This is a genomic window from Pseudomonas koreensis, assembly GCF_012986595.1.
GTDB lineage: Bacteria > Pseudomonadota > Gammaproteobacteria > Pseudomonadales > Pseudomonadaceae > Aquipseudomonas > Aquipseudomonas koreensis.
Window position 1 is genome coordinate 250,517 of sequence record NZ_JAAQYM010000008.1, and the last position, 26,622, is coordinate 277,138.

At 56.4% G+C, this 26,622-nt stretch carries 41 protein-coding genes and 3 pseudogenes; 26 read left to right on the forward strand and 18 right to left on the reverse strand.

The window, feature by feature from the left end; translation table 11 throughout:
* Nucleotides 1–37: 37 nt before the first annotated feature.
* The 4 genes from HBN98_RS24630 to HBN98_RS24645 form a co-directional block, all read right to left on the reverse strand.
* Nucleotides 38–355 (reverse strand): hypothetical protein, encoded by a 318-nt coding sequence (locus HBN98_RS24630; protein ID WP_083368552.1) that lies wholly within the window; start codon nt 353–355, stop codon nt 38–40.
* A complete protein-coding gene (locus tag HBN98_RS24635) occupies nt 352–729 on the reverse strand; it encodes a phage protein NinX family protein (RefSeq protein WP_083368553.1) in 378 nt (125 codons plus the stop codon). The genes HBN98_RS24630 and HBN98_RS24635 overlap by 4 nt, the downstream gene beginning before the upstream one ends.
* A gap of 61 nt (nt 730–790) precedes the next feature.
* Nucleotides 791–1,018: a hypothetical protein gene (locus HBN98_RS24640; protein ID WP_083368554.1), complete on the reverse strand. Its 228-nt coding sequence runs from the start codon at nt 1,016–1,018 to the stop codon at nt 791–793.
* 73 nt (nt 1,019–1,091) lie between these two features.
* Nucleotides 1,092–1,679: a hypothetical protein gene (locus tag HBN98_RS24645; RefSeq protein ID WP_083368555.1), complete on the reverse strand. Its 588-nt coding sequence runs from the start codon at nt 1,677–1,679 to the stop codon at nt 1,092–1,094.
* 134 nt (nt 1,680–1,813) lie between these two features.
* Between HBN98_RS24645 and HBN98_RS27815 the strand changes: the two genes are divergently transcribed.
* Complete coding sequence (locus HBN98_RS27815; RefSeq protein WP_175581926.1) at nt 1,814–2,881, forward strand: HNH endonuclease; 1,068 nt, start codon at nt 1,814–1,816, stop codon at nt 2,879–2,881.
* 148 nt (nt 2,882–3,029) lie between these two features.
* Nucleotides 3,030–3,692, forward strand: coding sequence for a DUF2971 domain-containing protein (locus HBN98_RS24655; protein WP_083368556.1), 663 nt, complete (start codon nt 3,030–3,032; stop codon nt 3,690–3,692).
* A 14-nt stretch (nt 3,693–3,706) separates the two neighbouring features.
* On the opposite strand, the gene HBN98_RS24660 is transcribed toward HBN98_RS24655, so the two are convergent.
* A complete protein-coding gene (locus HBN98_RS24660) occupies nt 3,707–4,630 on the reverse strand; it encodes a DNA cytosine methyltransferase (RefSeq protein WP_083368557.1) in 924 nt (307 codons plus the stop codon).
* A gap of 45 nt (nt 4,631–4,675) precedes the next feature.
* Nucleotides 4,676–5,455 (reverse strand): DUF2786 domain-containing protein, encoded by a 780-nt coding sequence (locus HBN98_RS24665; protein WP_083368558.1) that lies wholly within the window; start codon nt 5,453–5,455, stop codon nt 4,676–4,678.
* Between the two features lie 49 nt (nt 5,456–5,504).
* On the opposite strand from HBN98_RS24665, the gene HBN98_RS24670 reads away from it, so the two are divergent.
* The 3 genes from HBN98_RS24670 (at nt 5,505) to HBN98_RS24680 (ending at nt 6,832) form a co-directional block, all read left to right on the forward strand.
* Nucleotides 5,505–5,843 (forward strand): hypothetical protein, encoded by a 339-nt coding sequence (locus HBN98_RS24670; protein WP_083368559.1) that lies wholly within the window; start codon nt 5,505–5,507, stop codon nt 5,841–5,843.
* A 74-nt stretch (nt 5,844–5,917) separates the two neighbouring features.
* Nucleotides 5,918–6,418, forward strand: coding sequence for a hypothetical protein (locus tag HBN98_RS24675; protein ID WP_083368560.1), 501 nt, complete (start codon nt 5,918–5,920; stop codon nt 6,416–6,418).
* A gap of 87 nt (nt 6,419–6,505) precedes the next feature.
* Nucleotides 6,506–6,832 (forward strand): hypothetical protein, encoded by a 327-nt coding sequence (locus HBN98_RS24680; protein ID WP_151101660.1) that lies wholly within the window; start codon nt 6,506–6,508, stop codon nt 6,830–6,832.
* Here the strand turns inward: HBN98_RS24680 and HBN98_RS24685 are convergent.
* The 7 genes and pseudogenes from HBN98_RS24685 to HBN98_RS24715 form a co-directional block, all read right to left on the reverse strand.
* A pseudogene (locus HBN98_RS24685) lies at nt 6,753–7,199 on the reverse strand (hypothetical protein). The gene HBN98_RS24680 and the pseudogene HBN98_RS24685 overlap by 80 nt on opposite strands.
* An 81-nt stretch (nt 7,200–7,280) precedes the next feature.
* Nucleotides 7,281–7,802: a hypothetical protein gene (locus tag HBN98_RS24690; protein ID WP_083368561.1), complete on the reverse strand. Its 522-nt coding sequence runs from the start codon at nt 7,800–7,802 to the stop codon at nt 7,281–7,283.
* 7 nt (nt 7,803–7,809) lie between these two features.
* Complete coding sequence (locus HBN98_RS24695; RefSeq protein ID WP_083368562.1) at nt 7,810–8,373, reverse strand: siphovirus Gp157 family protein; 564 nt, start codon at nt 8,371–8,373, stop codon at nt 7,810–7,812.
* Nucleotides 8,370–9,116 (reverse strand): hypothetical protein, encoded by a 747-nt coding sequence (locus HBN98_RS24700; RefSeq protein ID WP_083368563.1) that lies wholly within the window; start codon nt 9,114–9,116, stop codon nt 8,370–8,372. Before HBN98_RS24700 ends, HBN98_RS24695 begins: the two co-directional genes overlap by 4 nt.
* Before the next feature lie 157 nt (nt 9,117–9,273).
* A complete protein-coding gene (locus tag HBN98_RS24705; RefSeq protein WP_083368564.1) occupies nt 9,274–9,468 on the reverse strand; it encodes a hypothetical protein in 195 nt (64 codons plus the stop codon).
* Entirely contained in the window at nt 9,465–9,656 is a 192-nt protein-coding gene (locus HBN98_RS24710) for a hypothetical protein (RefSeq protein ID WP_007965048.1), read from the reverse strand. The genes HBN98_RS24705 and HBN98_RS24710 overlap by 4 nt, the downstream gene beginning before the upstream one ends.
* On the reverse strand, nt 9,653–10,057 hold the full coding sequence (locus tag HBN98_RS24715) for a hypothetical protein (RefSeq protein ID WP_083368565.1): 405 nt from the start codon (nt 10,055–10,057) through the stop codon (nt 9,653–9,655). Before HBN98_RS24715 ends, HBN98_RS24710 begins: the two co-directional genes overlap by 4 nt.
* Before the next feature lie 180 nt (nt 10,058–10,237).
* Here HBN98_RS24715 and HBN98_RS24720 point away from each other — a divergent pair, with 180 nt between their 5' ends.
* On the forward strand, nt 10,238–10,573 hold the full coding sequence (locus tag HBN98_RS24720) for a hypothetical protein (protein ID WP_083368566.1): 336 nt from the start codon (nt 10,238–10,240) through the stop codon (nt 10,571–10,573).
* Between the two features lie 710 nt (nt 10,574–11,283).
* Here HBN98_RS24720 and HBN98_RS24725 read toward each other — a convergent pair.
* The 3 genes from HBN98_RS24725 to HBN98_RS24735 are packed head-to-tail and all read right to left on the reverse strand — an operon-like array spanning nt 11,284 to nt 11,954.
* The gene (locus HBN98_RS24725; RefSeq protein ID WP_151101656.1) at nt 11,284–11,493 is read right to left on the reverse strand and encodes a hypothetical protein; all 210 of its coding nucleotides are present in this window, start codon (nt 11,491–11,493) and stop codon (nt 11,284–11,286) included.
* 60 nt (nt 11,494–11,553) lie between these two features.
* A complete protein-coding gene (locus HBN98_RS24730; protein WP_083368567.1) occupies nt 11,554–11,739 on the reverse strand; it encodes a hypothetical protein in 186 nt (61 codons plus the stop codon).
* Nucleotides 11,736–11,954, reverse strand: a complete 219-nt coding sequence (locus HBN98_RS24735) for a hypothetical protein (RefSeq protein ID WP_083368568.1) — start codon at nt 11,952–11,954, stop codon at nt 11,736–11,738. The genes HBN98_RS24730 and HBN98_RS24735 overlap by 4 nt, the downstream gene beginning before the upstream one ends.
* Nucleotides 11,955–12,491: 537 nt before the next feature.
* Between HBN98_RS24735 and HBN98_RS24740 the strand changes: the two genes are divergently transcribed.
* The gene (locus tag HBN98_RS24740; protein ID WP_083368569.1) at nt 12,492–13,244 is read left to right on the forward strand and encodes an SPOR domain-containing protein; all 753 of its coding nucleotides are present in this window, start codon (nt 12,492–12,494) and stop codon (nt 13,242–13,244) included.
* 203 nt (nt 13,245–13,447) lie between these two features.
* On the opposite strand, the pseudogene HBN98_RS24745 reads toward HBN98_RS24740, so the two are convergent.
* Nucleotides 13,448–13,945: pseudogene (locus tag HBN98_RS24745) on the reverse strand (S24 family peptidase); the annotation flags it as partial.
* A gap of 351 nt (nt 13,946–14,296) precedes the next feature.
* On the opposite strand from HBN98_RS24745, the gene HBN98_RS24750 reads away from it, so the two are divergent.
* The 16 genes from HBN98_RS24750 to HBN98_RS24825 all read left to right on the forward strand — a co-directional run bounded on the left by HBN98_RS24750 (nt 14,297) and on the right by HBN98_RS24825 (nt 23,641).
* Nucleotides 14,297–14,536 (forward strand): helix-turn-helix domain-containing protein, encoded by a 240-nt coding sequence (locus HBN98_RS24750; protein ID WP_083368571.1) that lies wholly within the window; start codon nt 14,297–14,299, stop codon nt 14,534–14,536.
* A 51-nt stretch (nt 14,537–14,587) separates the two neighbouring features.
* A complete protein-coding gene (locus tag HBN98_RS24755) occupies nt 14,588–15,205 on the forward strand; it encodes a hypothetical protein (RefSeq protein WP_083368572.1) in 618 nt (205 codons plus the stop codon).
* 176 nt (nt 15,206–15,381) lie between these two features.
* Complete coding sequence (locus HBN98_RS24760) at nt 15,382–16,233, forward strand: BRO-N domain-containing protein (protein ID WP_083368573.1); 852 nt, start codon at nt 15,382–15,384, stop codon at nt 16,231–16,233.
* A gap of 1 nt (nt 16,234) precedes the next feature.
* Nucleotides 16,235–17,206, forward strand: a complete 972-nt coding sequence (locus HBN98_RS24765) for a phage replication protein (protein ID WP_083368574.1) — start codon at nt 16,235–16,237, stop codon at nt 17,204–17,206.
* On the forward strand, nt 17,193–17,990 hold the full coding sequence (locus HBN98_RS24770) for a hypothetical protein (protein ID WP_083368575.1): 798 nt from the start codon (nt 17,193–17,195) through the stop codon (nt 17,988–17,990). The genes HBN98_RS24765 and HBN98_RS24770 overlap by 14 nt, the downstream gene beginning before the upstream one ends.
* Nucleotides 17,987–18,250, forward strand: a complete 264-nt coding sequence (locus HBN98_RS24775; protein ID WP_083368576.1) for a hypothetical protein — start codon at nt 17,987–17,989, stop codon at nt 18,248–18,250. Before HBN98_RS24770 ends, HBN98_RS24775 begins: the two co-directional genes overlap by 4 nt.
* Nucleotides 18,247–18,648 carry a recombination protein NinB gene (locus tag HBN98_RS24780; protein WP_083368577.1) on the forward strand — a complete coding sequence of 134 codons (402 nt, stop codon included), beginning with the start codon at nt 18,247–18,249 and terminating at the stop codon, nt 18,646–18,648. The genes HBN98_RS24775 and HBN98_RS24780 overlap by 4 nt, the downstream gene beginning before the upstream one ends.
* A complete protein-coding gene (locus HBN98_RS24785; RefSeq protein ID WP_083368578.1) occupies nt 18,648–18,878 on the forward strand; it encodes a hypothetical protein in 231 nt (76 codons plus the stop codon). Before HBN98_RS24780 ends, HBN98_RS24785 begins: the two co-directional genes overlap by 1 nt.
* Nucleotides 18,869–19,519 (forward strand): recombination protein NinG, encoded by a 651-nt coding sequence (locus HBN98_RS24790; protein WP_083368579.1) that lies wholly within the window; start codon nt 18,869–18,871, stop codon nt 19,517–19,519. Before HBN98_RS24785 ends, HBN98_RS24790 begins: the two co-directional genes overlap by 10 nt.
* Nucleotides 19,516–20,211, forward strand: a complete 696-nt coding sequence (locus HBN98_RS24795; RefSeq protein ID WP_083368580.1) for a hypothetical protein — start codon at nt 19,516–19,518, stop codon at nt 20,209–20,211. The genes HBN98_RS24790 and HBN98_RS24795 overlap by 4 nt, the downstream gene beginning before the upstream one ends.
* A gap of 184 nt (nt 20,212–20,395) precedes the next feature.
* Nucleotides 20,396–20,743 (forward strand): hypothetical protein, encoded by a 348-nt coding sequence (locus HBN98_RS24800; protein WP_083368581.1) that lies wholly within the window; start codon nt 20,396–20,398, stop codon nt 20,741–20,743.
* A 490-nt stretch (nt 20,744–21,233) separates the two neighbouring features.
* Entirely contained in the window at nt 21,234–21,416 is a 183-nt protein-coding gene (locus HBN98_RS24805; protein ID WP_083368582.1) for a Com family DNA-binding transcriptional regulator, read from the forward strand.
* An 11-nt stretch (nt 21,417–21,427) separates the two neighbouring features.
* The gene (locus tag HBN98_RS24810; RefSeq protein ID WP_151101654.1) at nt 21,428–21,754 is read left to right on the forward strand and encodes a hypothetical protein; all 327 of its coding nucleotides are present in this window, start codon (nt 21,428–21,430) and stop codon (nt 21,752–21,754) included.
* Between the two features lie 121 nt (nt 21,755–21,875).
* A complete protein-coding gene (locus HBN98_RS24815; protein ID WP_083368584.1) occupies nt 21,876–22,733 on the forward strand; it encodes a putidacin L1 family lectin-like bacteriocin in 858 nt (285 codons plus the stop codon).
* A gap of 237 nt (nt 22,734–22,970) precedes the next feature.
* Nucleotides 22,971–23,297, forward strand: coding sequence for a hypothetical protein (locus HBN98_RS24820; RefSeq protein WP_064590033.1), 327 nt, complete (start codon nt 22,971–22,973; stop codon nt 23,295–23,297).
* Nucleotides 23,294–23,641, forward strand: a complete 348-nt coding sequence (locus tag HBN98_RS24825) for a hypothetical protein (RefSeq protein WP_083368585.1) — start codon at nt 23,294–23,296, stop codon at nt 23,639–23,641. The genes HBN98_RS24820 and HBN98_RS24825 overlap by 4 nt, the downstream gene beginning before the upstream one ends.
* Nucleotides 23,642–23,720: 79 nt before the next feature.
* On the opposite strand, the gene HBN98_RS24830 is transcribed toward HBN98_RS24825, so the two are convergent.
* Nucleotides 23,721–24,158 (reverse strand): hypothetical protein, encoded by a 438-nt coding sequence (locus HBN98_RS24830; RefSeq protein ID WP_083368586.1) that lies wholly within the window; start codon nt 24,156–24,158, stop codon nt 23,721–23,723.
* A gap of 371 nt (nt 24,159–24,529) precedes the next feature.
* Between HBN98_RS24830 and HBN98_RS24835 the strand changes: the two genes are divergently transcribed.
* The 3 genes and pseudogenes from HBN98_RS24835 (at nt 24,530) to HBN98_RS27990 (ending at nt 26,572) form a co-directional block, all read left to right on the forward strand.
* Entirely contained in the window at nt 24,530–25,153 is a 624-nt protein-coding gene (locus tag HBN98_RS24835) for a putative metallopeptidase (RefSeq protein WP_083368587.1), read from the forward strand.
* A gap of 32 nt (nt 25,154–25,185) precedes the next feature.
* Nucleotides 25,186–25,644: pseudogene (locus HBN98_RS24840) on the forward strand (DUF2280 domain-containing protein); the annotation flags it as partial.
* A gap of 538 nt (nt 25,645–26,182) precedes the next feature.
* A complete protein-coding gene (locus HBN98_RS27990; RefSeq protein WP_083369423.1) occupies nt 26,183–26,572 on the forward strand; it encodes a phage tail protein in 390 nt (129 codons plus the stop codon).
* Nucleotides 26,573–26,622: the final 50 nt, after the last annotated feature.

Consider the following 26,622-nt stretch of genomic DNA (forward strand, 5'->3'; position numbering starts at 1 on the left):
CGCCGTACACCGGCAGGCTGTTGAGTTGGGGGAGGGGTTACTGCTGGATGAGTTCGGCGGGGACCTTGACCGTGGCACCGCGCTTGGCGAAGACCACGGCGCGGAATACGGCGATTGCTCGGGTTTCGCCGGACTGGCGGTTGAATGGATCGTACGTCGCGTCGGCCAGCCACTGGTGCCGGTGGCCGACATCGACCCAGACGCCGTACTTTGTGATCAGTTGCTCGGCGTCGGGCATGGCGAAGAGATCCAGCTGGCCGGCCACGGGCTGCTGATTATCCTCGATCGCGTCGATTGCCCAGTCCAGCGCCGGGCCGGTCAGTTCTTCGGTGCGGACGCTGACCAAGCGCCTCATGGGACAAGTTCGGCGGGAATGCTCAACACCATGCCGAGCCTGTCCGCGACGATGGCGCGACAGATTGCAACCAGCGGCTCTTCAGCTTCGAGCCATTCGGTTGGCGCATTTGGGCGATGTGGGTGTGCCACCCATCCCACGCGACGGACGGGACCAAAGCCGATTTTGTTTTTCTCGATCAGGGGGCCGCACTGGCTCCAGTCAGTGGACGGCTCGTACAGATTAGTCCAGCAGCCGCTGCCGTCTGACATTTCGTAGATACAGGAAATGGCATCGTTCTTCACGACGATATCTCCGCAGCCGACTGCGGTTGCCACAGACCAGTTCAGCGCCAGGCCTGCCAGATCCTGCGTTTTCACTTCGATCATATTCATCGCCACGGCCCCTTGTAGATGAGGTAGGCCATGTAGAGCGGGGCGGCAATTGGAATGATGATCATGGCGTCACCTCAGTAAGTTGCCACTTGGTGTTGTTGGTTTGCGAGCGATCGGATCGAACAAGTCCTTCCTTTTCCATCCGCTCGAGCTCCTTCCTGATGACGCGCGTCCCCAGCGCGCCGTGTTGGATATGGAATCGAAACCACCAGGTGCAGAACCAACCCCGAACGGACATGTTCTGCTTTCGCATGTACGCGATGATGTCCTCACGCAGTTCTTTGCTCATCCGATCACCGCCTTAATGGTCAGGGTCAGTGGAAGCCAGAAGAAGAGGGTGCAGCCGGCCATGCATTTGAGGATCATGCTGCGGCCCTCGCGATGGTGACCTCATCAATGAGCGCCTGCGGGAGTTGCGCGGCGAATTCGCCTTCTGACCAAGAAAGCGGCTCGGACTTGCGGATCATCTCGTTCAGCAATTCGAATGCCGCAAGCAACTGATCGTCGCGGATCTCGCCGTCCTCTGGCAGGTCATCGATGAAGTGACCTGCCGGGTCGATTTGGCTGGGGTAGTTCGGTTCGCAGATACAGAGTTGCAGGTCGGCCAGATCGATTTCGCTCTCGACCAGGTAGTCGCGCAGATCGTCTTCATCAAAGAAGTAACGATCACCATCAAAAATGACCAGAGGTTCGCCGGCCCATTCCTTGACTGGCATCGCCGCGAATTTCGCTTGGCGGCGGGCGTGGTGGCACGCTTTACAGTAGCTGTTCACTTCGTAGATATCGTGATCAGGGTTCGCTTCGCAGCGGCGATGGGTGGCACCGCAGTAGCGGGCAAGGTTTTCGTCCGCGCCGAAAAATCGACCATCGGCGGAAACCCAACCGGTTACCGTTTTGAGGCTGGCCGCTTCCGGAGCGTCGAACATGATGATTGGCTTTTGTTCAGGCATGACTTCGTCCTTGCCGCTATAGCGGCTGACTTTGAAGGGGGAGGAGGGTTAACGCTTAGCGGTAAAAGACGGATTTCAATTTCGAGGTGCGTGCTTCATCATTCGAACAATAGGGATCTGTGAGGGCACGCTGAATGAGTAGGCTTGAGTTTTTGGAAGATGTCGTTGGGCTCAATAAAAGCGGAGTTAAATGCCACCCATACAAAGGTCTAGTAGGCCCTAAAAAAGGTAAATTCAGCTACACACTTAAAACTGAAGACAACAAAGATTTTCAATCAGCTACCGCGGAAGAATTAATAAAACTGATTGAGTCAGGGGCTTTTGACGTTAGAGGTAGAATTAGAATGCTCCCGGCTGATGGTCAACATTCAAAAAGCAACAGCGCCTTAAGCGTAGTCTCATATAAAGGGCAGCGTTTGACCTTGGTCCACGGGTTCGCACACCCGGTGGCTGACCGTGATTTCGAAGCGTTGAATGCAAAAAATGTTGTTGCTACTCCAAGTGGGATGGTTTTGGACGAATTCCAGAGCCGTTTACCGGCGGAGCAGCTGCGAAAGGTTACCCCCGAGTATATCTGGGAGGCGGTACAGGCTCTAATTGAAGGTATGCCTGCAGATGGGTACAAACCTTCGGTTGATTACGACTTGTTGGCCGACAACGGTATGAGGTTGGCGCCGAAGCAAGTGTTTGGTCTTGCCGCCTCAGCTGCGCTGGGATTGGACATTAAGCCAGTCCACTTCACTGGTGGTGTGGGTACTGTCTGCTTTGAACTGTTGGAGGCAGCAGGCTACAAGATTGTTCTAAAAGATGAGCAAATTGAGCCGGTCGAAATACCCACTGACACTGAGGAGAAAGACTGGGCGGAGGGCCAGGTCAAATTAGTGTACCACCTGAAACGGGAACGCTCACCAGGTCTATCTAAAGCTAAGAAGGCTTCATTCATCAAAAAATATGGCCGACTGTTCTGCGAGGAGTGCGGTACAGATCCTATCAAAACCTATGGTGATTTTGGTGAGGCCTGTATTGAAGTCCACCATGATGCCATCCATGTCGCCGATATGGGTGAGAACCACAAGACGACTCTCGATCAACTGCGATGCCTTTGTGCGAATTGTCACCGCATAGTGCACCGCAGCCTGAAGTCGCGACTAGAGGCATCGAGCCGCGGCGCGCCGGGGATCACCAGCTTGGTGACTGTCTAGCGCTCAACTTTCAGCGGCTCGACCGGTTTGTTTTCTGTGGGCATGGGGCGTCCTATGCCGGGGCATGCCCGGGCGGTGGAGAATGGTGATCACTTGCCAGCTTGGATGCTATCTTCCAAGCTGAACTTCAATTGGCTCGGAGGCTGAGATGTCTGAAACAAAAATGCGGCGCGTCTACCACTTCGTTAACAGTGAATACGGATTGCAGAATGTACAGATGCGGCGATTGAAAATCTCAACTCTTCTCGGTCTTAACGACCCGTTTGAACTTCTTAGTAACAATATCCGAAACAAGAAAGTCCGTTCTCTATTCAATATCGCAAAAAGTATTTTTGACAAAAGATTTGGTATCATCTGTTTCAGTAATTCGAGTCAAAGCCCCGTACAGTGGGCGCACTACGCTGATAGGAATAGAGGTGTATGCCTTGGTTTCGATGTCCGTTCTGATTCGCTCATAGATATAAAGTACATCGATGAGAGAGTTAACGAGGCCAGTTTTCCTAAGCACCCAGACCATGCCGAGGAGTGGATGCGCCAAATTCTTTCTACAAAATACTCGCAATGGGCATATGAGGATGAGTCGAGGTGCTTCTTCAATCTTGAAACTAAAACAGGCGAGTACTACTTTAAAGAATTTGATAGCGATATTGTTTTGAAAGAAGTTCAAGTGGGTTTTCATAGTGAAATAACTCGTGCGGAGCTTTCAGAGAAACTAGGCGCACTGTCCGGCACTGTCTCCTGCTTCAGGGTTCGGCCTGCATTTGGATCTTTCCACATGGTCCGAAACGAGAATGAGTCTTTGTGGAAGTGATTTAAGTATGCGCATCATGCAGCAGCTTTCAATGCTTCGATGATTCGCTTACCTGCAAGTGGCGGTACCGCGTTTCCGGTCATGTGCATGGTCAGCCGGTGGTTGTCCGGGCGCAGCGTGTCCTTCGGGAAGGACTGAGCGGCCATCGCTTCGTCGGCGGTGATCATGCGCATCATGTCGCCGTCGACGACTGCCCAGCGATCCAGTGTGGTGATGGTGCCGATCGGACGGTCAAGGCTGCGACCGGTCAGCCCGGACCCTGATCCGTAATAGGGCATCACGAAACGATCCCCGAAACGCTCGCGCCCATTCTTCACGCGGATCAGTGTCGACGCGGCGCGGCCAGGCTTATTGATCGGCGACCACTTGCCGGAGTCGAAGTCGATAATGTCGCGGGCGGGCACGTGCTGGTAGCGGGGGAGCTGCAAGTGCAATGGCGCCTTGCTGCGCGAACAGACCATGAACAGGCGCACACGGTGCTGTGGGACACCGAGGTCGGCGCAGTCCACGATGTGCGGAGCCAGCGCGTAACCCAAGCGCTGCATCGCATCAGCCCACGCCGGGTACAGAATCCAGTCCATGAACTCCGGCACGTTCTCGATCACGGCGAACTCTGGCCGGTTGACTTCGGCGTTGCCGACTGGCGCCCATGCTGTCGATCGCGAGTTGTCGTGCTGAGGGTTGCCGGCAGCCTTGCCGCGAGCCTTGGTGTGCCCTTGGCAGCACGGCGAGGCGAGCATGACATCGTGCTTCGGCACGTCCGCCCAGTTCGCCTGGTGCAGATCTTGACAGGCGTGGATCGTGTCCGGGTTATTGCGGGTGTGCCACTCGACCGCCTCGGGCCAGTGGTTCGCCGCCCAGAGGACATTGAGTCCGGCGTCCTTGCCGCCACGCGTCCAACCACCGAAACCAGAAAACAAGTCAATTGCTGTGAGCATGCGGAGTCCTTACCGGCAAGTGCCGGGTAGCGAATTGAGATGAGGTCAGGCGGTTGCGGATAGGGCCAGAACGTCTTCGCCAGCGCGTGCAATGCCGGCATGCAGTTCTACCTTTTGGCCGGCGAGCATCCCAGCGATCTGGGCGTTCATATCCAACTCGACGCCCTTGCTTTTCCGTGACTCTCTGATGTCCTGAGTGGCGAGGTATTCGCTGATCAATGCCTTGTCCTGCGCCTGAATTGCGACAAGGTCTTGGCCGGTGGCGGACTGGCCAGCCGGATCATCATCGGCCTGAGGCACAAGCGCTTTCAGCTTCGACTGGACCTCCCATACCCACGCCAGCGCGAAATGGTCGCCAGCGGTTTCGGGCGAGTAGTCACTGCGGCGAATGCCAGACCTGACGGCAGAGCAGTACTCTTTGCGCGCCTGGGTGAGCTTGGTGTGCAGTGACTCATACGCATACAGGGCGATGTTCTGAGCGGGAGAAACGCCAACAAATGTCGCGCACTCGATGACTTGCCCTTTCGCAGAGCTCCACTTCCTGCGCCGCAGGGTCGTGCAGTTGAATGCATCTGCTACGGCGATGCTCAATTGCTGATCCCATGCCGGCCGACGCTTGGCGCGGTACAAATCCGACTCAACTTCGCCGACGTCGCTCAACTTCACATCCATTTCGGTCAGCCGGTACTCACGCATCAATGCCTGGGCCTGGCGCAACGCCGTGGCGGCTTCGTTCTCGTTCGCGCTTTGGGCCAGTGCCAGACAGTGCTTAATCTTGCGGATCGCGCGCTCGAGTTTCTTTTCGTCGATCTGTTGTGCGGACATAGGGGATCCCTCTGCGCTAAATTTGCGCAACCAGTAAGGAGTGGACAAAGTGGACGATATTTGGAACGAGTTGACGTCAAAGTCATTGGGCACTGCAGTTATCTGCCTTGTGATCTATTTAAGTGCGATGACGTTTTGGATGGTGAGCAAGAGCCAACGGCAGATTGAGCGGATGGCGCAAAGATTCGATGATGTCGAGCTAGAGAGGTCCAGGCTCGAAGGCGCTCAAGCAAAGCAAATTGAAAGCATCCAGACCAATCTGTCAGAGCTTCAATATGTTCTTCAGGACCTGAAAGACTTTCAAAAGGGTGAAGGGCGCTACCGATATAATCCGAGTGATCCACGATTGCCTACACACATCCGCGACCAGACCGGACGCGATGACTGAAGATTCCCACAGGCTGGCGTGATTCGTAGAAGTGGGTTATTTGTAAGTGTGTTCGTAGCGCTTGAGGGGTGGACATGGCGATTTGGGTTTTGGAGTCCGCATACAGGTATGCGAAGGCCTCAGCGGTATTACTTAACGCGCACCTCTCTTACGAGAGTGAGGTCAACGCTGCCTTGGCGATGGAGCTTCTAATAAAGAGCTTGCTGGTCGAAGCGGTGGATAATCCGAGAAAAGGAACTGTGCTTGAGCAGTACAGCTCAAGGCACATCAAATTAAAAGATGGGCACGATTTGATCGGTCTCTACAATCAGGTTCCTACTGATATCGCGAAAAAGGTAGGACTGGCATCTCAAGTCGACCTGCTGGAAAGAAAGAAAGACGTATTCAAGAGCCTTCGCTACATTTATGAAGAAAGAGCGCCGCGGGGGTCAGACAATCTTCTGCTCCAAACGGTATGCTGGTTACTACCTCAGGTCGTTGATCATTTTGTCCAGGCTGGCATTGAGGACAAGTGGCTGACGTATATGAAATCCAATCCTCAGCTGATGATGGCCCATTCAATCAGCTCCTGTTGAATTAGCCGCCATAAGTCGACGATGGCAATTTGGTTTGGGTTAGGGTATTGCGGATGGCCGGCATGGAGCCGGATCAAGGAGAAAACTGTGCAAAAGCTGAAAGTCGAATCGTTTACCGTATCTGCACCACCAGCGCTTCTTCGTTACGACTTCAAACTTGGAAGCGATCCGGTTTTTCTCGAAGCTCTTGATGAGGCCCCGGGCCGGTACAAGATCACCCTTCGAGAGGGGCAGTTCCACCACTCAGGCAATGCAACTGGTGATGGTGAATACACAATCGAGCTTGAGAACGGCGCCCATCATTCAGGACGGGTTTTACACACCATTCCGCGAACTACGCCGGACGGAAAGAATTCTCCTGAAGTTCTGGAGTTCCATTTACAGATGGACGTTCTCCCCGAAAAGGATCAATAACTTCGTCGCCTTCCTCGCCGGGATGTTTCGCCAAGTGCTGCAATCCGGCGTCTCTCAATTGTCGTGACACCTTTTAAGAAACAACAAAAGGTGTCGTGACACACTCGAGCATCTGGGCCTGAGTTTCGAAGTCAGCGGTGATCAGGTTCCGCAGCAGGTTCTGATACACCTCCTGCTGGTTGTTGAAGCCGTGGGCGGCCATGACCCGCTTGAGGTCTGGCTTGAACACGCCGGCAACCTCAACCGTAAACTTCTCGACGCCCAATGCGGCGTCCTTCGCTGCTGACTTCTCGCGCTTCTTGCGCTGCTTGATGGCTTCCGCTGTCGGCTGGGGTTCTTCCACCGTCAGTTCCTGTTCTTCGGCCATGGCCTACCTCTTCAATTCCGCTGGCCGGCAAGTCCAGCCAGGTCTGTCGGCGGCGCGTGGCAGCCCGGTTGATGGTTCGTTTCATCGAAATGCGGACTTCAGCTTTGGATAGTCGATCTTGTGGTCGCGGACAATCCGGTCAAGCATGTTGTAACTGATCGCCAGAGCTTTGCAGCATTGGCTCCGGTTCATGCCGCCGGCGATGCAGTCCTTGATCTGATCGACTAATCGCGCTTCCACATTTGGCGGCACCTTGTTCGGCGCCGTTCCGATTTTTTGCCGAACTTGGAACTTGATGGCGTGCTTGGAGGCGATCGCCTTCAGTGTGGCCAAAGCTATTCCTTCCCGCTCGCAGATCTCGTTCCGGGTCAGCGTTTTTGCCATTTCTCGGATTCGCGCAACGCGAGCGGTCGTTTCGTCCTTCACCTTTGGTCGCTGAAAGCTTGGCGGGTACTTCCGCTCGGAGGTGCTGGTGAACTTGATCGGCGCCGGTTCCGGCTCATGAATCTTTCCGCCGGCGGCCAGGTACTGGGCAATCTGAGCGGAAAGATCTTTTGCGTCCTGACGCCGCCGCTCGACGTCGTTGAGGTGGTTGCTGATCATGCTGGCCTCACTTGATCCGTATCGAGCTTTCGCCGCGCTCAAGGTGAGCCCAGACCGGTTCCGGTAGCAGCTCGTGTTCCGCGTCTTCGCCGGCGTCGATGCGCTTGCGCACAGCGTCGTTGTGATCGCGTATTTCCTTGAGCCGGACGGCGATGACTTTTTTGTCGGGTGTGATCACGCTATTCACCGAGACAAACTCATCGGGCACAGCTTGTTCGTTGTCGACAATGACTTTCTCGGGCGAGAGAGCGAGAGAGATCGTGAACAGCGGCCGTTTGATCGACTTGATGTTTGCGGCTTCCATGTTTCGACGCAGGTAATCGCTGAGCTGGCCCACGGTGTTTTTCTTGATGCGTTTGAGTTCGTTGAGGCGGTCGACTTCCTTGTCGATTGCGTCAATGTCACCTTCGATGTTCCGGCGCAGCATGACGACGCTTTCGGCCTTTACTTCAAGCTCACCTTTTATGCCGTCCATAGTGTCTTGGATGGCTTGGCGCAGCCCTTCGTCGTCAGTGTCAGCCAGTGCCGCGAGTTCGGCCATCTGCCTATTCAGCTTGTAGAGATCAGTCATACTACACCCTCCATAGCGTCCTCAAGGTCCGCTTTGCGGGCGTCCTTGGCGCGGGTGAATTTAAGTTTGTGGGCTTCGCGTTCTGGGTCGCTCTGGCGCAGTGCCATCTTGCGCATCGCCGATTTGTAGAGCTGCTCCAACTCGTTGAGTGATTGCGCGGTACCGATCAAGTGGAGTGTTTCAGCCAGCCATTCGCGGTATTCAGCTGCCAGACGCTCCTTCGCTTCGATCTTGTCCTCGGCGCGCTCGATTTCGGCTTCACCCAGGCGTTCGTTGACGTAGTGAATGTCGTCGTAAAGACCCAGGCGAACGTCGGCGGAGAAGCCGAGCTGGCTCAGGCATTTGCCGATCGCATCTGTGAGAGATTTCTTTGGTGCGTCGAAGTCAGTACTGATACCAAACCGGTTCTGTGTGATGAAAGGCGTGTGTCCATAGTGCGTGATCGTCTTGCGCTCACCGTCGCCGCCGAGGTACCACAGCGCGACTTTGAGTGTGTGAACCTGGGCGTTGGCCAAAACTGCTCCGTCCTTGCTCAGCAGCGGTCCGCCGATATCAAAGCGCTCTTCGATCACGTCATACCCCCAGCCGGTACCGCAAGGCCCGAACTGCTCAGTGGCACGCTTAGCCAGGTATTGGGCGTTCACCGCGGTACCTGTAAAACCGCCGGGGCCGGTGTATTCCTTGGTGAACTTAGGGTCGGTCTTTTCGACCTCCTCCCAGAGTGCGAGGTTTGGTGCAGGCATGACGATCTCCCGCCGCGCGTGTGCGCGGCTTTGAAAGATGGGGTTTATTGAGTGATGTGATCGGCGAGGGCGCTGAGCAGCATCAGGAAGGTGAAGACGCCGAGGGAAGAGAACGCGCCGCGCCAGATGATCAGGCGGCGCGCCAATTGGCGACCGGTCACGACCGAACCCTCACCGCGATCCGCTTGCCCTTCATGGAAGGCGCCAAGCGCTGTGGCAGGCTGGCGACCAGGTCCTCTCGCTTGCGACCGATCACCTCGTTGAAGGGAAGGCCGAAGCCGAGCAGGGCGATCTTGTTTTCGATGTCCTCGAGTTGCTCGTCGATCAGCGATTTAACCGGTGCCGTACTCATGCATCCTCCTTGCGCCGCTGACAGGTGTCACGCAGGCGTTTGCAGTAGTGGTTGAACTCGTCAGTGGTGATCGCTCCGTCAGTGAAGAGGCGGGTGATCAGCGCCTGTACCAGCAAGCTGATGTCTTCTTCGCCGGCGGGTGCCGACACTCCATCAAGCGCTTGATCAATCAGGATGTGAGGGCTCAAAACCCACACTCCCGCTCAACGCGATCGCTTTCGCGCTTGGCATCTCGGTACTCGTTGGCGTGCACCGCGACCAGGTCGCCGGCGAGCGACCGAACGATCTGCGGATCACCGCCGACGGCTTCGATGGCCCAGGTGTGCAGAATCCCGCCGTCTTTCCGCCTGATCAGCTCGATCAAAATCTTCTCGATGTACCGATCAGGATCCGGGTTCGCGGCCATGTGATCCGCCAGCGCCTGCGGTAAGTGGTCGGCGCTGACCAGGACCTTGCTTCGGCCTACCGGATTTGGTGCCTCGACGTGGCGCCGATAAAGCAGATCGTCGACCGATTCGGCCAGCCATTCCTGACCTGCCTCTGTTTCGAGAAAGTCGTCTTCCGGGATGGGCTTGCGTAGAGCTGACATGGTCGTCTCCAGGGTGGCGGGGTGTTGATCCAACAAAACTCGGATGCACTCATCCGCTCCGCTGGTTGCCGTTGGGCGCGGAGGGGAGTGCATCCGAGTGGTGTTGATTAGGTGGGGGAAGCTGATCTTTTTGTATCGGCTGCCGATAAGGCACTGAGATTATTTAAGGATGATTCATCTATGCGTTTGATTTCGAAAAGCGCCTGTCTGGTTGCTTGCTTTGCGCTCAGTAATTTTGGACAAGCCTTAGCGGCCTATACCACCCGCGATGTTGCTATCACTGCAGTTGCGATGGAGCGCATGTGCGCCGAATGGAAGCCCGAGATGAATTACTCTTTGCAGAACCTGATGAGCCTGCCTGAGTTCGCGCCTAACGCCGATCTGAAGAAAGAAATTGCTGAGGTCGAAAATAACCCAGCCTTTCAAGATGAAATCAGGGAGATTCAGATGCGGGGCACAGGGGATGAGTTGGCGATCAGGAACATATGCCCAAGCTATGCACCGGTAGCCAAGTAGTTGCCCAGGCCCGCTACTGGCGACAGCCTGGGTTGTAGCATCAAATTGTCGACGTGCATAAAGGTGGCCTACCGCTTTCGGCCGATGCGCGGTGACATCGACGGCCTACTATCCGCTGCCTGTATGTGTGATGGGCGCCGGCCTTCAGGCTTGCCGCGCCGCGCGAGGCGGATCAGTTCAACTATTTCATGATGGTCATCCTCCAATGCGCGCCGTTGGCATCTTGGCGGGCGCTCGCCGTTCTCAGTCATCAAATGGTGCAGATGGCCAGGCGCGAGACCGGCGAGAGCGGACCCTTTCGGGACGACCGCTCGGAGGAGCAACCAGCATTATCTGGCGCCTATTAACCTGCGTTTCTCTAGGGCCGCCGAAGCGTTCAACCCAGCTTTCAACGCCGCATCTGCTTGCCGGTTACGTCTCCGGCGCGGGCTTTACCGCCGTGGTGCTTGTTGCTGGCTTGATTGCGCGCAAGCTACCCCGCGTTGATGCAGGTGGGCGGTTATAGGCCGCAGTTTCGTCCGCATCGGGGTGTGATCTGGCGGCATCGGTGCCCGCTTGCCCTTGCTGTGGCTCTACGCTTCACAGGCCTCACAGCCTCCCCGTCGCTGACAGGTCGGGACGCCGACGGCAGTTGCCGCCAGATCACACCCCGATACGCTCTCATAGAGAGGATCGGGCAGTTAACGACAGGCTGTCGTGGCGCTGGTTGTTTAGTGCTTAAGCGTGCCGCGCCCGAAAGGTTTGAAGCAGCAGGCGCAAACTGCGACGCCTGTCTCTTGCTCAATTTCGATGCTGCGTGCAGCTCTACGATAGGCATCTCCGGAAACGCCGGCGCGCTCAGCTTCCTCCGCTACCTTTAGCCACTGTGCAATTGCCGGATGTGGCACTGCCTTTTCGGCCAGGTTAAATTCGATTTGCATCGTCCTACCCTCGGTTGATTTCCCGTCTGGCCCTGTCGCCAAGGCCAGCCAGTGAAATCGTCATGCAGCAGCCTTGCAGTCAGCCGCAGTCATGCGGTGCCCGTCTTCCAGCTCAACCACGCACACGCCGTTGGTGTAGCCACGTTCCGCGTTGATCCGGTTGGCCTCGCGGATGCATTTGCCCAGGTCTTTGTCGGTGAATACGTGCCGCTCGCCGCGAAGAGTGATTCGAAGGACCTTGTTCATGCCGCCTCCAAAGCTTGCTGAGCCAACAGCTCAGTCACAGCCTCGTCCGGGGTGCAGCCGTCGGCGTAGAAGTCATGTAGGTCGCTTTCTTCCTGCGAGCCCAAGGCGACTTGGTGGCCGAGCAGTTGGGATGCCTTGTTGATCCAGCGGTAGTAGGTGCGCTCTTCAGCGTCGGCGCGGCATTCATCAGCCGCCATGGTTGCCATGTTGAACATCGTGAATCCCTCCGGTTGTTTTCCCAATGCACCCGTCACCAGGTGCATCAGTGAAAAATTCCGTGTTTCTATCCGCCCCATGCTCGGCGCCGCGGTTTCCCCACCTGGCCGGCGTCACACATTTCGTGTTCGGTGTTCTTCGCCGGCTGGCTTGCATGGTTTGGCGTCCTCCCATATGGGGAGTCCGGCAGGTTCCAGAGCCTGCATGGGGATCGAAGTTTGTGTTTCGCGCTATGCCCGTTTCCGGGGATCGATCCGCGAAGATTCCTGACTGTTAAAGAGCGGCGGATCTCTTGAGGCCCTTCGCAGTAGCTGTGTGTCGCTGCGATGGAGTAAATTTAGCTCAAAGCTAAACATTTGGTCAATAGCTTTCTGCTAAAAAAGTTAGCGTGTGCATATTTCGTTTAGCGGAAAGGCCGTTGGGTGCGTGGTGATTGGAAGATTTCAGGCGCAAAAAAGCCCGCTCTTAGCGGGCTGGGCAGGGTGCAGGCTGGTATCCTTCAGGGTCACCAATTACGGGCTTTGCGAGCGGTTTAAATGGACTTTTCTGTGTGGATCAGGGTTTTCACTATTGGTACGGCGGTAGCTGCAATGGCCGGATGCGACGTTACTAAAGAAATGGCCGTAGAGAAGGGCAAGGATATGGTTGCCTCCGCCCTGAAGGACCCCGACTCCGCGAAGTTTCAAGGGGTTTTCATGGTAGAGAACCAAGCCATTGGTGATACGCACTACGGCCTTCTTTGTGGGGAGGTCAATTCTAGGAATTCTTTCGGCGGATACACCGGATTCCGTCGATTTGTGGCGAATTTCAACTACTCAAAGCAGGGAATTTTCGAGGTTGGCTACGTCACGCTTGAAGAGGGTGTGAATGCCAAGATCAATAGCAACGGGGTTTCGTACTTTCAAGATATTTACTGGCTAGGGAAGTGCGAGCCAAAACCTGCGCCGAAAAAGATAGAGCAGATAAGCGGAGAGCTGCCAACCACGACAACGGCAGCCGTGGAGTCAAAGAAAACTACCAAGCCAAGCGCCGCGAAGACCGCGCCAGCTGCCGTGCCAGAGGGCCCTAAATGGGCTGTCCAGGTTGCCTCGATGAATGATGCGACACAAGCCGCAAGTCTGCAGAAGAAAATAACGGGAGACGGTTTCTCCTCCTACTCGGTAACGAAGGACGGAAAAACGCGAGTCTTTGTTGGTCCTTTCGCGGATCGCGCAAAAGCAGAACGTCAAGCTGAGCTGATTCGGACACAGCAGCTTCTGAAGGGATTCGTGGTTAGAGTTGAGCAGTAGTGATTCAAGCGCGCACTCTCTCAACGGGTCCACGATACCAATCGGTTTAAGTCTGGAGAAAGAGTTAGGGGCTATCCGGCAATTTAGCCCAATTAAGCTGAAAATCGATCAGTGGTAAATATGCTGTCGATGATAGTCAATTCATTGAAATTGTTCGCCTTGGTGCGCATGGCGAACAATGTCAATTAATGACAAAACCGACGCTACCTAGCGTACATGCCCCACCAAAAAACGTGACCAATGATGACGATCTGCTCTTCCTGAATATCTTGGAAGGTGTAGTCCTCATCCGGATGTTCGTCGCGATTGAAGCTTCGCAAGCGTATTCCGGTCGGTATGCGGTAAAGCTGTTTCACCCTCAACTGGCCATTGTGGTTGATCGCATAGAGATCACCATCAGTAATTTCGCTGACGCTGGTCACGCCGGTGTTTACGCCAACCGTTGCTCCGTCACGTAGAACCGGGAGCATGCTGTTTCCCCGAACTGTCACGCACTTGGCATTTGAAAACTGAACACCATTTTGACGAAGACTGCGCTTGCCGAAGCGCAAGAATGAATTTGGGCTTTCCTCAACAGTAAATCGACCTGAGCCCGCTGCCAGCTCAACCTCCCTCAGAAACGGAACGCAAATCTCATCGTCCTCTACGGGCGTGGCGTCATCCCAAAGGTGAATGTCGCGTAATTCTGAGTGAGGCTGACGATGGACTGACTCTGCCTGGATCGCATCGTCACGCACGTTATCCAAATACCCCTTCGGCAAATCCTCCGCTGCCTCAATCCTGCGCGCGAGCTCATCCCCCAAGTTTCTGACAGGGTTCTTCGACAGAATCTGGCTGAGCACCGACGACGATGTTCCCCATTTCTCTGCACATTCTTTTCGCTTTCTGTCGCCTGCAAGGGCTTCCAGGTTGCGCTTTCTGATCGCGTAAATATCCATGCGCTAATGATTGCAGCTCTTAGCTAAATGATAAATATTCTCCGAGCTAAACTCTTGCTTGCTAAACAATTTAGCTAGAGGCTAAACTCTGTGCGAGACAAACGGAGAATACCCATGACCACCCAAATGCAAGAGTGGCTCAAGAAGGCGACCGCACCTGAGCGCGATCGAGTTGCGGCAGCGGCAGGCACCAGCGTCGGCTACCTCTACCAAATTGCAGGTGGTCATCGGAAGCCTTCACTTGAGCTCTCGAAAAAGCTTCAGGCCGCAACAGAAGGGGAGCTGACCATGTCCGGCTTGCGACCTGATCTTTATGAGCTTCTCACCGAATCAAAATCCCAAGTAGCCGCCTGACGATCAACGCGTCGCCATTCGTTGAAGCCAGATTAGAAGAGAGCAGTCCACATGGAAACGTCCAGTCCAAGACACACCGCACAAACCCGAGATCAGGTCTTGGTGGCGCATGCCGCCAACCAGATCGCCCGAACCAGCCTGAGCCAGGATGACTTTGCCCAAGCCTTGAGCCGGGAGATCTACGTGCGCGTGCCGGAGGCGAAGATCAAGGACACCAAGGTTCCAGACTTCGCTGAGTTGGCGCGCCTGAACGACGTCGGCGAATTCATGAAGGCTACAGGCCGCTGGCTGAAGCGTGTGCAGCGCTGGCTGTCCGGCGAACAGGAAATGCCGTCGTGGCTGGAAGAGTCTTGGGTGAATGCTCTGGAGCCCGAGTATCGCGACCACTGCATCAACGAACTTGCCGGTCGCCACGGGCTGACCGGTGCCCGCCAGATGCAAAGCGATCAGTGCACCAACAAAAGCTTCGGTGCGCTGATCCGCGCCTTGGGCGATGTGATCGATACCGGCAGCGAAGTCTTTGATGACCAGGTGATGTGCGAAGAGGACTTGCCGCACCTGCCGGCGTTCGCCGAACAGTGCCGCCAAGTTGAGGCGCGGGCAGGGGAGCTTGGCCGGAAGGCTGAAGCACTGATCGCAAAACACCAACCAAATTTGAAAGTCGCCTAATTCCCGCGCATGCGCGGGTTTTATTCGATCTCCATTTTGCGATCTCCATTTTTCGATCACCCCAAAAAAAGGGGGCTACGGGCCAGCACTAGATAGTAAGCAGACCCGAAAACACAGGCATGAAAAAGCCGACGGTCGAGGTCGGCTGATTCGATAACACTTTGCGAGGACCAATTATGCAGAGCCAGCCAAATTCCAGCAATACCCCGAACAATGTCGCGACACGTTTTAACAAATTGCAAAACGTGTCGCGTGCCACCTCAGTAATTCCTTTCGACTTCGATGGTGGCGCCATTCGTGTCATCACCGACGAGCTCGGTGATCCGTGGTTCGTTGCCCGTGACGTGGCCGACGCCTTGGGTTATGCAAAGCCAGAGAACGCGATCTCCCGTCACTGCAAGGCCGCAACCACTACCCCGAAACAGGGTGGTGGCTTTATGACGGTCATTCCTGAGCGCGATGTATACCGACTGGTGATGCGCTCCAAGCTGACCGGGGCCGAGCGCTTCGAAGAGTGGGTAGTGGGTGAGGTGCTGCCGAGCATTCGCAAAAGCGGGAAGTTCGAGGCAGTCGCCCAGGGCAGTTCGAAGGTTGTCGGGGAACTGGCGCTTATGGAGTGCTACACGCGCCTCCTGAAGCCGTCGCCATCAAGCCAGGTGATGATGTTGGCGAAGATCGCCACCAACAACGGTCTGGAGTCGAGCTTTCTGCCGGCCTACGCGATTGATGCCGCGCCAGATGCCTCAGGCGGCAGCTCGATGCCGACCAAGGCCGTTACCTTTTTGATCAAGGACAACGGCTTCGCCTGCACCACGCGAGCGTTCAACCTTGCACTTGAAGCCCATGGTTTCCTCAAGCAGCTCCAGCGCAAGAACTCCAAACAGGAAACAGTCGACTTCTGGTCGGTGACTGAGAAGGGGCTGGCCTACGGCAAGAACCTCACCAGTCCTCAATGCCCCCGCGAAACACAGCCTCACTGGTATGTCGAGCGCTTCCCTGAGCTGGCCAAACTGGTCGGGAAGGCCTGATATGCAATTCACCGTCACGATCAATCAGGTGAAGGCTCTGGAGTGGGGGCTGAATTCTCAGCAGGCCCTGCTGTTCGCCTTCGTCTACGGCTGCCCGAGCTGGACCAAGCCAATCAAGACTGATGACGGGATCTTCTTCGCGTTGAGCAAGGCCAAGATCATCGAGGAGCTGCCGCTGCTCACTGACAAGCCAGACACTGCTTACCGCATGCTGAAGGCCCTGGAAGAGGCGGGTTTGATTGAGCTTTCCAGCACCTCGAACATCACGCTGTTCCGCCTGACCAAGAAGGCGATTGAGTGGAACCAGAAACTGGATGGGTCGGAAAAATATCCGACCCCTCCGAAGAACGAAGGTCGGAAAAAAATCCGATCTACATCGGAAAAAAATCCGAGCAAGGTCGGAGATAAATCCGAGCCAGGGTCGGAAAAATCTCCGACAAATCAGGATACCAATCATCAGGGTACCAATCAGGATACCCATCAGGACTTGCAGGGCAGTCCGGACAAGCCGGCCCGCAACCTGGTGCTGGTGGTTGATCGCACCGATGCGCCACGTGTTGAAATTCCCGCCGATATGCCGGGTCCCAAAGACCAATCCTGCAAAACCTTCAAGGTCTGGGCGAACTACGCCATGGCCTACCGCAAACGCTACTGCACTTGGCCGGTGTGGAACGCCAAGGTCGGTGGCCAGCTTGGTCAACTGGTCGACCGGCTCGGCGCCGATGTCGCCCACCACGTCGCCGCTCACTACCTGAAAACCAGCGATGCCGCCGTCCTGCGCAAGTGCCACAGCCTCAACGAGCTGCTGGCCAACGCTGAGAGCTACCACACGCAGTGGGTGACCGGTCAGCGCATCAACGGGACTACCGCACGCCAAATGGAACGCACCGAGGCGAACGTCTCCGCCGCCGAACAGGCCGCACAAATGGTCTTGGCCAAGCGCAAAGCAGGGGAGCGCAATGAGTACATTTGAGATGGATGATCAGCAGGTTGCCAGCCTCGCTGCAGCGATCTGCGCCACCGCTGAGGCCATGGGTCAGGAAATGAATCCAGGCACCGCGGCGATGATGGCCGAAGACCTCTGTGCTTACTCGGTGCCCTCCGTGAAAGCCGCACTGAAGGCCTGCCGCTTTGAGGTGAAGGGCAAGCTTGCGATGGCCGACATCCTCCAGCGAGTGCAGGCCGCTGACGGCCGCCCGGGCAAGGACGAAGCATGGGCGATCGCCATGACCACGAACGACGAGTTCGAAACCGTGGTGCTGACCGACGAAATCCAGCTCGCACTGGCTGCTGCAAAACCTGTCCTCGATGCCGGCGACAAGGTCGGTGCGCGCATGGCGTTCAACAGCGCTTACGAGCGTCTGGTGGGGCAGGCTCGGGAGGACAGCAAGGAGGTGAACTGGCATGTGTCTGTCGGCTTCGACGCAAATCGCCGCACGCAGGCAATCACCAAGGCCTTGCAAATGCAGCGAATCCCACAGGAGCGCGCTCAGCAGTACCTGGCCGACTTGAGTGTCGCGCCGGTCACTGAAGACGGACGGGCCGTGGTTGCGCTGCTCACCGGTGAGGTCGCGCGGCCTTCCCCAAAAGTGCGCGAGAAGCTCGCCGCGGTGAAGGACTCAATGCTGGCCATGCGCAAAGCCTCGGACGAGGAAAAAACAGAACTGCGAATTTTGGCAGCCAACAAGCTGGCCGATCGCCGGGCGCTGCTGATTCGGCAGGCCGAACAATTGAAAGCAGGGAGCGCGGCTCAATGACCGATACCACTGACCAGAAAAAGCAGGCTGAGGCCGGCTTCAAAAACTTCCACCGCAGCCTTTGCGAGCGCTTCGGTTACTACCACGACGAGATCGACTGGCAGCGTGACCAGGTTTCGCTGGAAGAACACATTGCCACTCAATTCAGCCACGTCAATGCGGAAAACGCGGCGCTGCGTGGGCAGGTCAAGGCGTTGCAGCGCGCTGCTGGCCAGCTCCAAGAGCAAATCGAGGCTCTGGGCGTGAAGGTGGCACCATGAATCCCGAATACACGATCCGCGATCAGCGAGACATCAATCGCCTCGCCGGTGTGCTGCACGCCATCGACCTGAGCAAGCCGAAGGTGGTGGTGATCCGCGACGAGAAACGCCCTGACGTCTGCAACCGCAAGATGTGGGCAATGCTCAAGGACGTGTCCGAGCAGGTCATCTGGCACGGCAAGAAGCTGACCAGCGAGGACTGGAAGTGCCTTTTCAGTGCCTCGCTGGAGAAGCAGCGTGCAGAGCCCGGCCTCGACGGTGGCTTTGTGGTGATGGCCGTATCGACCCGCAAGCAGTCGCAGAAGTGGTTCAGCGATCTGTTCGAGCTGATTCATGCCTTCGGCGCCGAGCATGGCGTGCGCTGGACTGAGCAGGACAAGTGGGGAGGGCGGTACTGATGCGAGAAGCCAAGTCTTTCACTATTGCCGACGCGCTTTCGAAGTGCCTCACCACCTGGTATCTGGAGGGTACGGCCGTCATCGAGACTGCCGAGGACACGCCGCCAAAATGTGGTGAAACATTCCGACTCGGCTTCAAGGACTACACGGTGATCGCGGTTTGTGGTCCGTACTCCTATCGCTGGGCATCGGCCACCATTGTTCCCAAGGAGGCGGAACCATGCGCGTAGCCCTCAAGGAGATGAAGGCCCCGAAGCCGAAGAAGTGTAAGAACCCGGCATGCGGCATCAGCTTCCCACCGCAGCGCTTGGGGCAGGCGGTGTGCAGTCCGAAGTGCGCGCTCGCGATGGCGCCGGCGAACAGCGAGAAAGCCCGCAAGGCCATCGCCCAGCTCGGTCGCCGCGAGATCAAAGTCCGCAAAGAGGCCCTGAAAAGTCGCGCCGATCACCTCAAGGATGCCGAGAAGGCTGTGCGCGACTACCGGCGAACCTACGAGTTGAGCATCGGTAGTGGCTGCATCAGCTGCGGCGAATCGCAGGAATCGATTCTGGCGGCGCAGGGCTGGAAGACTGGCGGCGCGTTTGACGCCGGCCACTTTCTCGGCAAGGGCGCCCGACCGGAGCTGCGGCTGGTGCCGAACAACATCTGGCTGCAGTGCAAGAGCTGCAATGCCGGCTCATCCAAGTACGCCCGAAAGGGCCAGACGGTTTCGCAAAGCTTCCGCGCCGGCTTGATCGCCCGCATCGGCCTTGCGGAAGTCGAAGCGCTTGAAGCCGACCACGAACCACGCAAACACACCGTAGAAGAACTCAAGGCGATCACCGCTGAATATCGGGCCAAGACCCGCGAACTGAAGAGGGCTGTAGCATGATCTATCCAGGCGTTCTGAACGCAGTTGTCTCCGCCCTCGCGGCCGAGGCGATCGACAACACCAGCAAACAGGCATGGCAGAAGCTGTACAACTCTGCCGACGAGGAGGAGGGCGGTGATCTGGCGACACTGGTTCGCTCCCGTGGTGCCGACACCATCGACCGCACGCAGGTGGACTGCTGGGTGTCTGCTCGTTTGCACAGTGCGCTCGAGCAGAAGCACTGGGATGCGCTGGTGGCGAAGTACAGCACCCACAAGGGGCGCAAGGTGCAGGCCATCTCTGCGTTGCAGACCCTCATCTACACCCCGGCCCCGAAGCTGTTCCTGTTCAAGGCGACCACTGCTTGGGCTATCCCGCAGTTGAAGGGCGCGCGGCCGAAGGTGGCCACGTCCGTATCCGTCGAGATCCCGCTCGATGCGCCCGAGTGGCGCCGCGAAGCAGTGGTGAAGGCTGCGCTGGCAGCAGGCCAAGCCAAGGCGAAGAGAGACGAATCACGATCGGCCGACATGATTGTGCTGAAGGACAGCTTCTACGACATGAACACCTGGGACAACGATGGCACCCCGGAGTCGACTCGCCGCCGTTGGCGGCTCGATATCGGCCGCGCAGCTGACGATCTGGTGAATGAGGCGCTGGCTCATGCCGCTGACATTCTTGAGGCTGAGGGTTTGCTGATTGAACAAGCTGCGTGATTACCTGTTGACATCAGTGATCGGATGAGCGAAATTAATCCCATCCTGTCATTCCTGCGCGTATTCAGGAGTGTCAAGCGAAACCCGGCCGACAAGCCGGGTTTTTTGTTTGTGGCGTATTGCCATTACCATATCCGTCAATTTATTGTTCTTAGTTCGTGTTCAATAAATTGACGGGGATTCAATGGTTTCTGAACTAATAGATGGTGCTAACCTTTTTGGGCAGATCGTATGCACCGGATTCTGGGCCTTTCTGCTAGTCGGAGGGATGTTCGCAGCAAAGCGGCATTTCGGGCTTGAGGGCAACTGGCCGTACTGGGTTGCGGGTGGCTTCGCACTGTTCCTGTTAGTCGTGCCTAATGGCTGGCGCGTGGTTTTCGGAACTGATCCGCGAGATTTTGCATTGCTCTTGGAGGCGCGTCAGATGATTCCTGCGACTGCGTTGTTTAAAGCAGATTTCTGGGGAGTACTGATCGGTTCAATCGCAGGCCTGATCGGCTCGCGATTCGTGCCTGAGCGTTGGCACTGGTGAGACAGCTTTAGTTTTTGGCCCCGCCACCGAGCGGGGCTTTTTTATGCCTCGAATTTACCTGTAGCCAGGACAGCCCTCGGGAAGGCCTGGACGTCGATAGCCGGAAAGTGCGACCTACGGAACCAACACCGGCAGCCCGCGCACCCTGACCTCAAACTTGCTTTCGGGGTGGCGCGGACTGGATCAGCGAGATCGATGCAATGGGGTGTCGACGTTGAGAAGGACTTTGGCCGACAGCTCGGAAAGACGAGCGCACCTATTCAGGGCCTCTGCATTCGCAGGGGCTTTTTTTGTAACCGACAGAATGCAAAAAGCCCCGACATGATCGGGGCTTTTTCATTAGCGCGGAGAAAAAGAGAGGGCGACTCCAAAGGGTGCGGTAACACCCAAGGGAGACGCCAGATCGCAGATAGTGCCTGCAAGCCAGCCAAGGCCCTCACTGCTCGCGCGAGCGGGACGGAGCCTAGCAGAAAATCAAACGGACTTGCAGATGTTGAAAGAATGCAGATGTGGAAAATGCAACAGACTTCTCGCCCGGGTGGGTGAGTTTACCGAGCTCCAGATCAAATGTTCCCGATGCGGGACGTTGAATCATGAGAAGGCCACGAGCCTCGAGCGATCGCCTTTGAGCGACATGAAAGCGGAAATCTCCGCGAACAATCATTCGACTTAAAAGGTGAAAAAATGGAACCAGTAACTCTAGGCAAAAATTTCTATAACAGTTCGTCATTGAGTCCGACCGTGATCATCAAGCCTGAAGATAACGTTGCAGGTGTCGTGATCCGCACGTGTACAGCCTTCGGTCCTTTCAACGCCGCGCTTATCACCGGCACCACTAAACCGACGGATGCCAATGACTTTTACACAAAGCCTGCCCTGCTCACTTTGGGAAGCGACACTATCCAGCTGCCGTATCCTGTTCAACTTCCGGCCGGTTTTGGGCTGTGGGCTATTGCGGTGAATGGCAATATTCGCGTGAGCTTGACCTACGACCTGTTGCCGAAGTCGTAATTGAGCTCGCTCGACTCTTCAAAGTGCAACCAGAAGGTCAAGAACCTCTCACCATCGCCTTTGAGCGACATGAAAGCGGAATCCTCCGCTCAAAAATCATTCGACTCAATAGGTGAACAACATGGCTGGACGTACACGTACTCCGTTTCAACGAAGCGGTACTTCGATTCTCCCTGCTTACCAAACAATGTCCGCAGGGCAGTTCCTACTTTCGCCAAACGGCCGATTCAAGCTGTTGCTTCAAACAGACGGTAACCTGGCGTTGCAGGACAATGGTGTAGTGGTTTGGGTCGCCAACGAAGCTACGCCTTACTCCTCCACCGTACCATTACGATACAAGGTGCCGGTGCAACTCTACGTTCAATATGGCGCGTTTCTCGATGATCCGACTCGGGGGCGTACCTGGCTGACAAACAACTCGACGTTCACCAGCGAGGATCAGTGGAACCGAACTCATATGTCGTTGCAGGACGACGGTAACATCGTGCTGATCGATTCTCAGGCGATTTGGAATGGCACTCCATCCATTCCGCTTGATCCGACTTCCGGTGCAGTTCTGTTCGGGGGCCCAGCCGAGCTGCAGATGGGAATGCCTTACTTCTGTGGCGATGGTGCACTGATCTTTCAAGGTGACGGCAACGTTGTGAACTACGGGCCGAACTGGAGTGTTCGCTGGGCTAGCTACACCCAAAATAAGGGTGCAGTTAAGGCCGTTTTTCAGGCGGATGGTAATTTCGTGGTGTACGCGGCGAATGACGTACCGCTCTGGCAGGCAGGTACCGGCGGCCATCCTGGCGCTACTCTGCGTCTACAGCCAAATGGCAATTTGTCGATTATTCAGGAAAGCCCGGTATGGGCTCGTTTCGGCTACACGCCGACTGTGCGTCGACGCAAGATCTACTACCCCGACACCACCAGTCCTGAACATAACGGTACCGCGCCATACCCAACCTACGGCCATATCGGTTGGGAGTTCTGATCGTTACCCGCATGAACTTGCGGCGTAGTACCCAGGCTCAGCCCGCGCAGATGAGGCGGGAGTAGCAAAAAGGGTCGCGCCTGTATGGGCGACCTTCTTAAAAGCGAGATATCTCGCACCTATTTCGGGGCCTCGATATTGATCGGGGCTTTTTCGTTTTCGGCTCCCCACACCCATTGCTCCGAGCTGGGAGTGCAGCGGATGCCGACCTATTCACATGCCCACGGAGTCGAGCGCATGGATTCATTACACCGCCTGCTCGACAGATTGGATCTGCTGATTGCCGGCCTGTTTGGCGTCATTGTCGCCAGCTGGTGGCACAAGGACGATCTGACCGATTGGCGAGCGTGGCTTATTTTTCTCACTACAGGCCTGGCCTGTTCCGTGTATCTGACCGGGATGGTGAGCGCTTACCTTGGCGTGACTGAGCCGAACATCGTCATCGGTGTCGGGTTCTTGCTGGGCACCTTCGGCGGATCGCTGCTCGCGGCCATCAACCGAGCCATCAAAGCCGCTGATCTCTGGGCACTCATTCGCCAGCGGTTCGGGGGAGGCAACCCATGAACTACGAACTGATCAACTCCATCGGCTGCGGCTTGATTGCCTTGTGGGCGACTTGGTGTGTTCTGAGCGGCCGAGTGCGGGATGGCGTCATCGGCAAGCTGATCTACTCGGCGATCGCCATCAGCGGTTTCGTTGTGATGAGCCGGGAGCAGAACATCTTCATGATGGGCCCGACCACTGCCGGCATCACGCTGCACGTCTCGCTGGCTCTTGCCGGTATGCGCCACATCTTCATGGTCATCTGGTGGCAGCGGGTGAAAGCCTGGCTGTGCCGAACGCTGAACTGTGAGCACTGCCTGCGCTGTGACAAAGCACCGGGCGGTATCGAGCGTCGATCCAAGTAAGTCGCGACACGTTTCGCGAATCAGCAAATTGTGTCGCGACACAAAAGCACCCACGTTGCCGCTCAGCGGCATCAAGAATCTAGAATGGGCGCCGGTTTGTCACGATGTGAGTCAACTTCTGCAGGGCCTCCGAATACTTTGCCGCCTTTACACCTTCGTCAGGTGAGCCGCCCATTGAACTCGGACCATGGCTAAAGTTGTTCAATGTGGTGTTGATTTCTCCCCGCGCTCCGCCAGCACCAGGGGTGTACCAGAGGTCAACATTACGATTAATTCGCACCACCGTTTCAAACAACAGTGCAATTAGGTCTCCAGGGTTTTCGATGGAGAATCCATCATTTTCCGTCAACGTTAGTTGCTCAGTCGACGGTAACGTGGCGCGGTAGCGGGTCTGAGCTACGTCTCGAACCAACTCAATCATTTTCGAGATGTCAGCCTGACTACCTGACTGTAGGTTATAGAATCGAAGCTGATCGTCTTTCAGCAGCTCTGTGGCATGGTCTAGCACTTTTTTCATTGTGGAACTCTCTGGATTGGATCCATATCAATAGCGGCATTACGCCACTAACTCAATACCTACTTTGGTACTACTTGAGCCAATTTATGACAACCTAGCAACCCGACTGGGAGGCGATCTCGCATGCCTACCCAGCCGAGATTGCAAACTTCAGGGCTTACTGAGCAGGCAAGCAACGATCCCGGGCTTCAAACATTCCGGAGCGATCATGAAAATGACGACTGCTACTGCAAGCACTAAGTAAATTGTGTTTTTCATCCTTCGAGCCTCGTTGGTTAATGAGCGCTCATTAGGCCGGGCTGGCTCGTGAATAGGCGGGCAATCTGTCCCTCTTTTGGGGGCGAACTCTGAATTGAGAAGGTTCTTCTGGTATGAATCGGCCGCGTCCTCCTGCGTCATTGGTCGAGCTATCCGATCTTTCGGATTTCGGCACCCGCTTGATGCCTGCCCCCGAAGTATGGGAATGGCTCCAAGCCGAGATCCTTGCCGACAACGGCAGCATCCACAACGAGGATCATGCTCATCTGATCGATGCGGACATTCGTGTGATGTGGGCGTCTTCTGCCTTCACGAAGAAGGGGCGCACTGTCGTGGGCCAAGCCGAGCAGGTAGCGTTCCGCGCCGGTGGCTGGCAGAAAGCCCGGATGGAACAGCAGATGCTGGATTGGTTCGGCGAAGTGCCGGCCTACATCATCACCTTGGCTGCCGATTACTGCGCTGACTGTTCCGACGCTGACTTCTGCGCACTGGTCGAGCATGAGCTGTATCACATTGCTCAGGCGAAGGATAAATACGGCGCACCCAAGTTCACCCAAGACGGCTTGCCCAAGCTTGAGATGCGCGGACACGACGTTGAAGAGTTCGTCGGTGTTGTCCGCCGCTACGGTGCAAGCTCAGCAGTTCAAGAGCTAGTGGACGCCGCAAACAATCCTGCTGAGGTGGGGAAATTGAACATATCGAGGGCCTGCGGAACCTGTCTGCTCAAGTCGGCCTGATCCTTGACAGGACCTTGACGGAATAAACCCATATGGCAGCCCTGAAAGATGAGGTGAAGCGCTTCATTGTGCAGGCGTTGGCCTGCTTTGACACGCCGACTCAGGTAGTGCAGGCGGTCAAGGAAACATTTGGCGTCGAGGTGTCTCGCCAGCAGTGCGAGCAGTACGACCCAACGAAACACGCTGGCCGTGACCTTGGCGTGAAGTGGAAAGCGGTGTTTGAAGATACCCGCAAACGCTTCCGCGAGGAGACAGCCGAGATCCCGATCGCTAACCGAGCATTCCGCCTTCGTGCAATGAACCGGTTCGTGGAGAAGGCGGAGACGATGAAGAACATCGGCTTGGCCATGCAGATCCTGGAGCAGGCCGCGAAGGAAGTCGGCGACGTCTACGTGAACCGGCAGAAGAAGGCCGACGCCGAAGACGAACCCACTGTCCCGACGGCTGTAACTGTTCAAGTGATCAATGCGAGGAAGCCGGATGCCGAGCCTGAATGTTCCGCAGGCTCCCTGGCGCATTCGCCGCAACATTTGTCGGGCTGCCGACAACCGAGGTTGTGGTGCAGAGCTCTTCGGGCTTGTGCTGGAGCACTGTAGCTGCCGACCCGACAACCCTCCAGTTCGGGTCTATTTTCATCATCTCGCCGACCAGTACCTCGGTGACCATTATCCTGAACTGTTTTGCCATTGGGAGGTGGTTCTGATGATCATTAAACTGACGTCCGTTCGAAACGATGAGTCCCTGGCTGTGGTGGTTGCCGGTGACGTTCTGACCGTGAATGGCCAGGCTTTTGATTTTTCGCAAGTGGGCCAGGGCGACACACTGCCGCGCCAAGCGATCAAATCCCCGTGGTTTGACGCCGACGTTGAGCGCGTGAATGGGCAGCTGGTGGTCACGCTGCTGCTGCCAATTCCCGCGAATTACAGCCCAGAGCAGGCTTTCCCGGTACCGCTGCTGAATGTTCCGGATGGCGCAGTGCAGTTTCCGGCGCCGCTCCCGGTGGAAGGGGAACCGGCTGAACCGCGTGCTATGCCGGAGTTTCAGCAGGTCGTTGGCGCCATCGATTGGAGCCAGCTGGTCACGGCACAGATGAAGGCGGCCACCGCCGCCGCGGCGCAGCTCACGCAGATGAAGGCTGTTCTGGCCAGCAAAAACGCGTCGGCCAACGCGCAGATCCTGCGTATTCAGGATCGCGTCGACACGCTGGGTTATGGCATCGACGCGGGCGAGGCAACAGAGGCTGATGAAGCCGAGCAGGCCGCGCTGCTGGTTAGCCTGAAATCCTGGAAGGCCTACAAATTTTCGCTGGGCAAGGTCACCAGCCAACCAGCCTGGCCCACCGCGCCGGCATGGCCAGCCGAGCCGCCTATTCCTGAAATCGAAGCCTCGCCCATGGCTCGACCTGCAGACGAGATCTGACCGGTAAGCACCTGGAACTCCGCCATCGAGCGGGTATTTTTTTGCCTGGA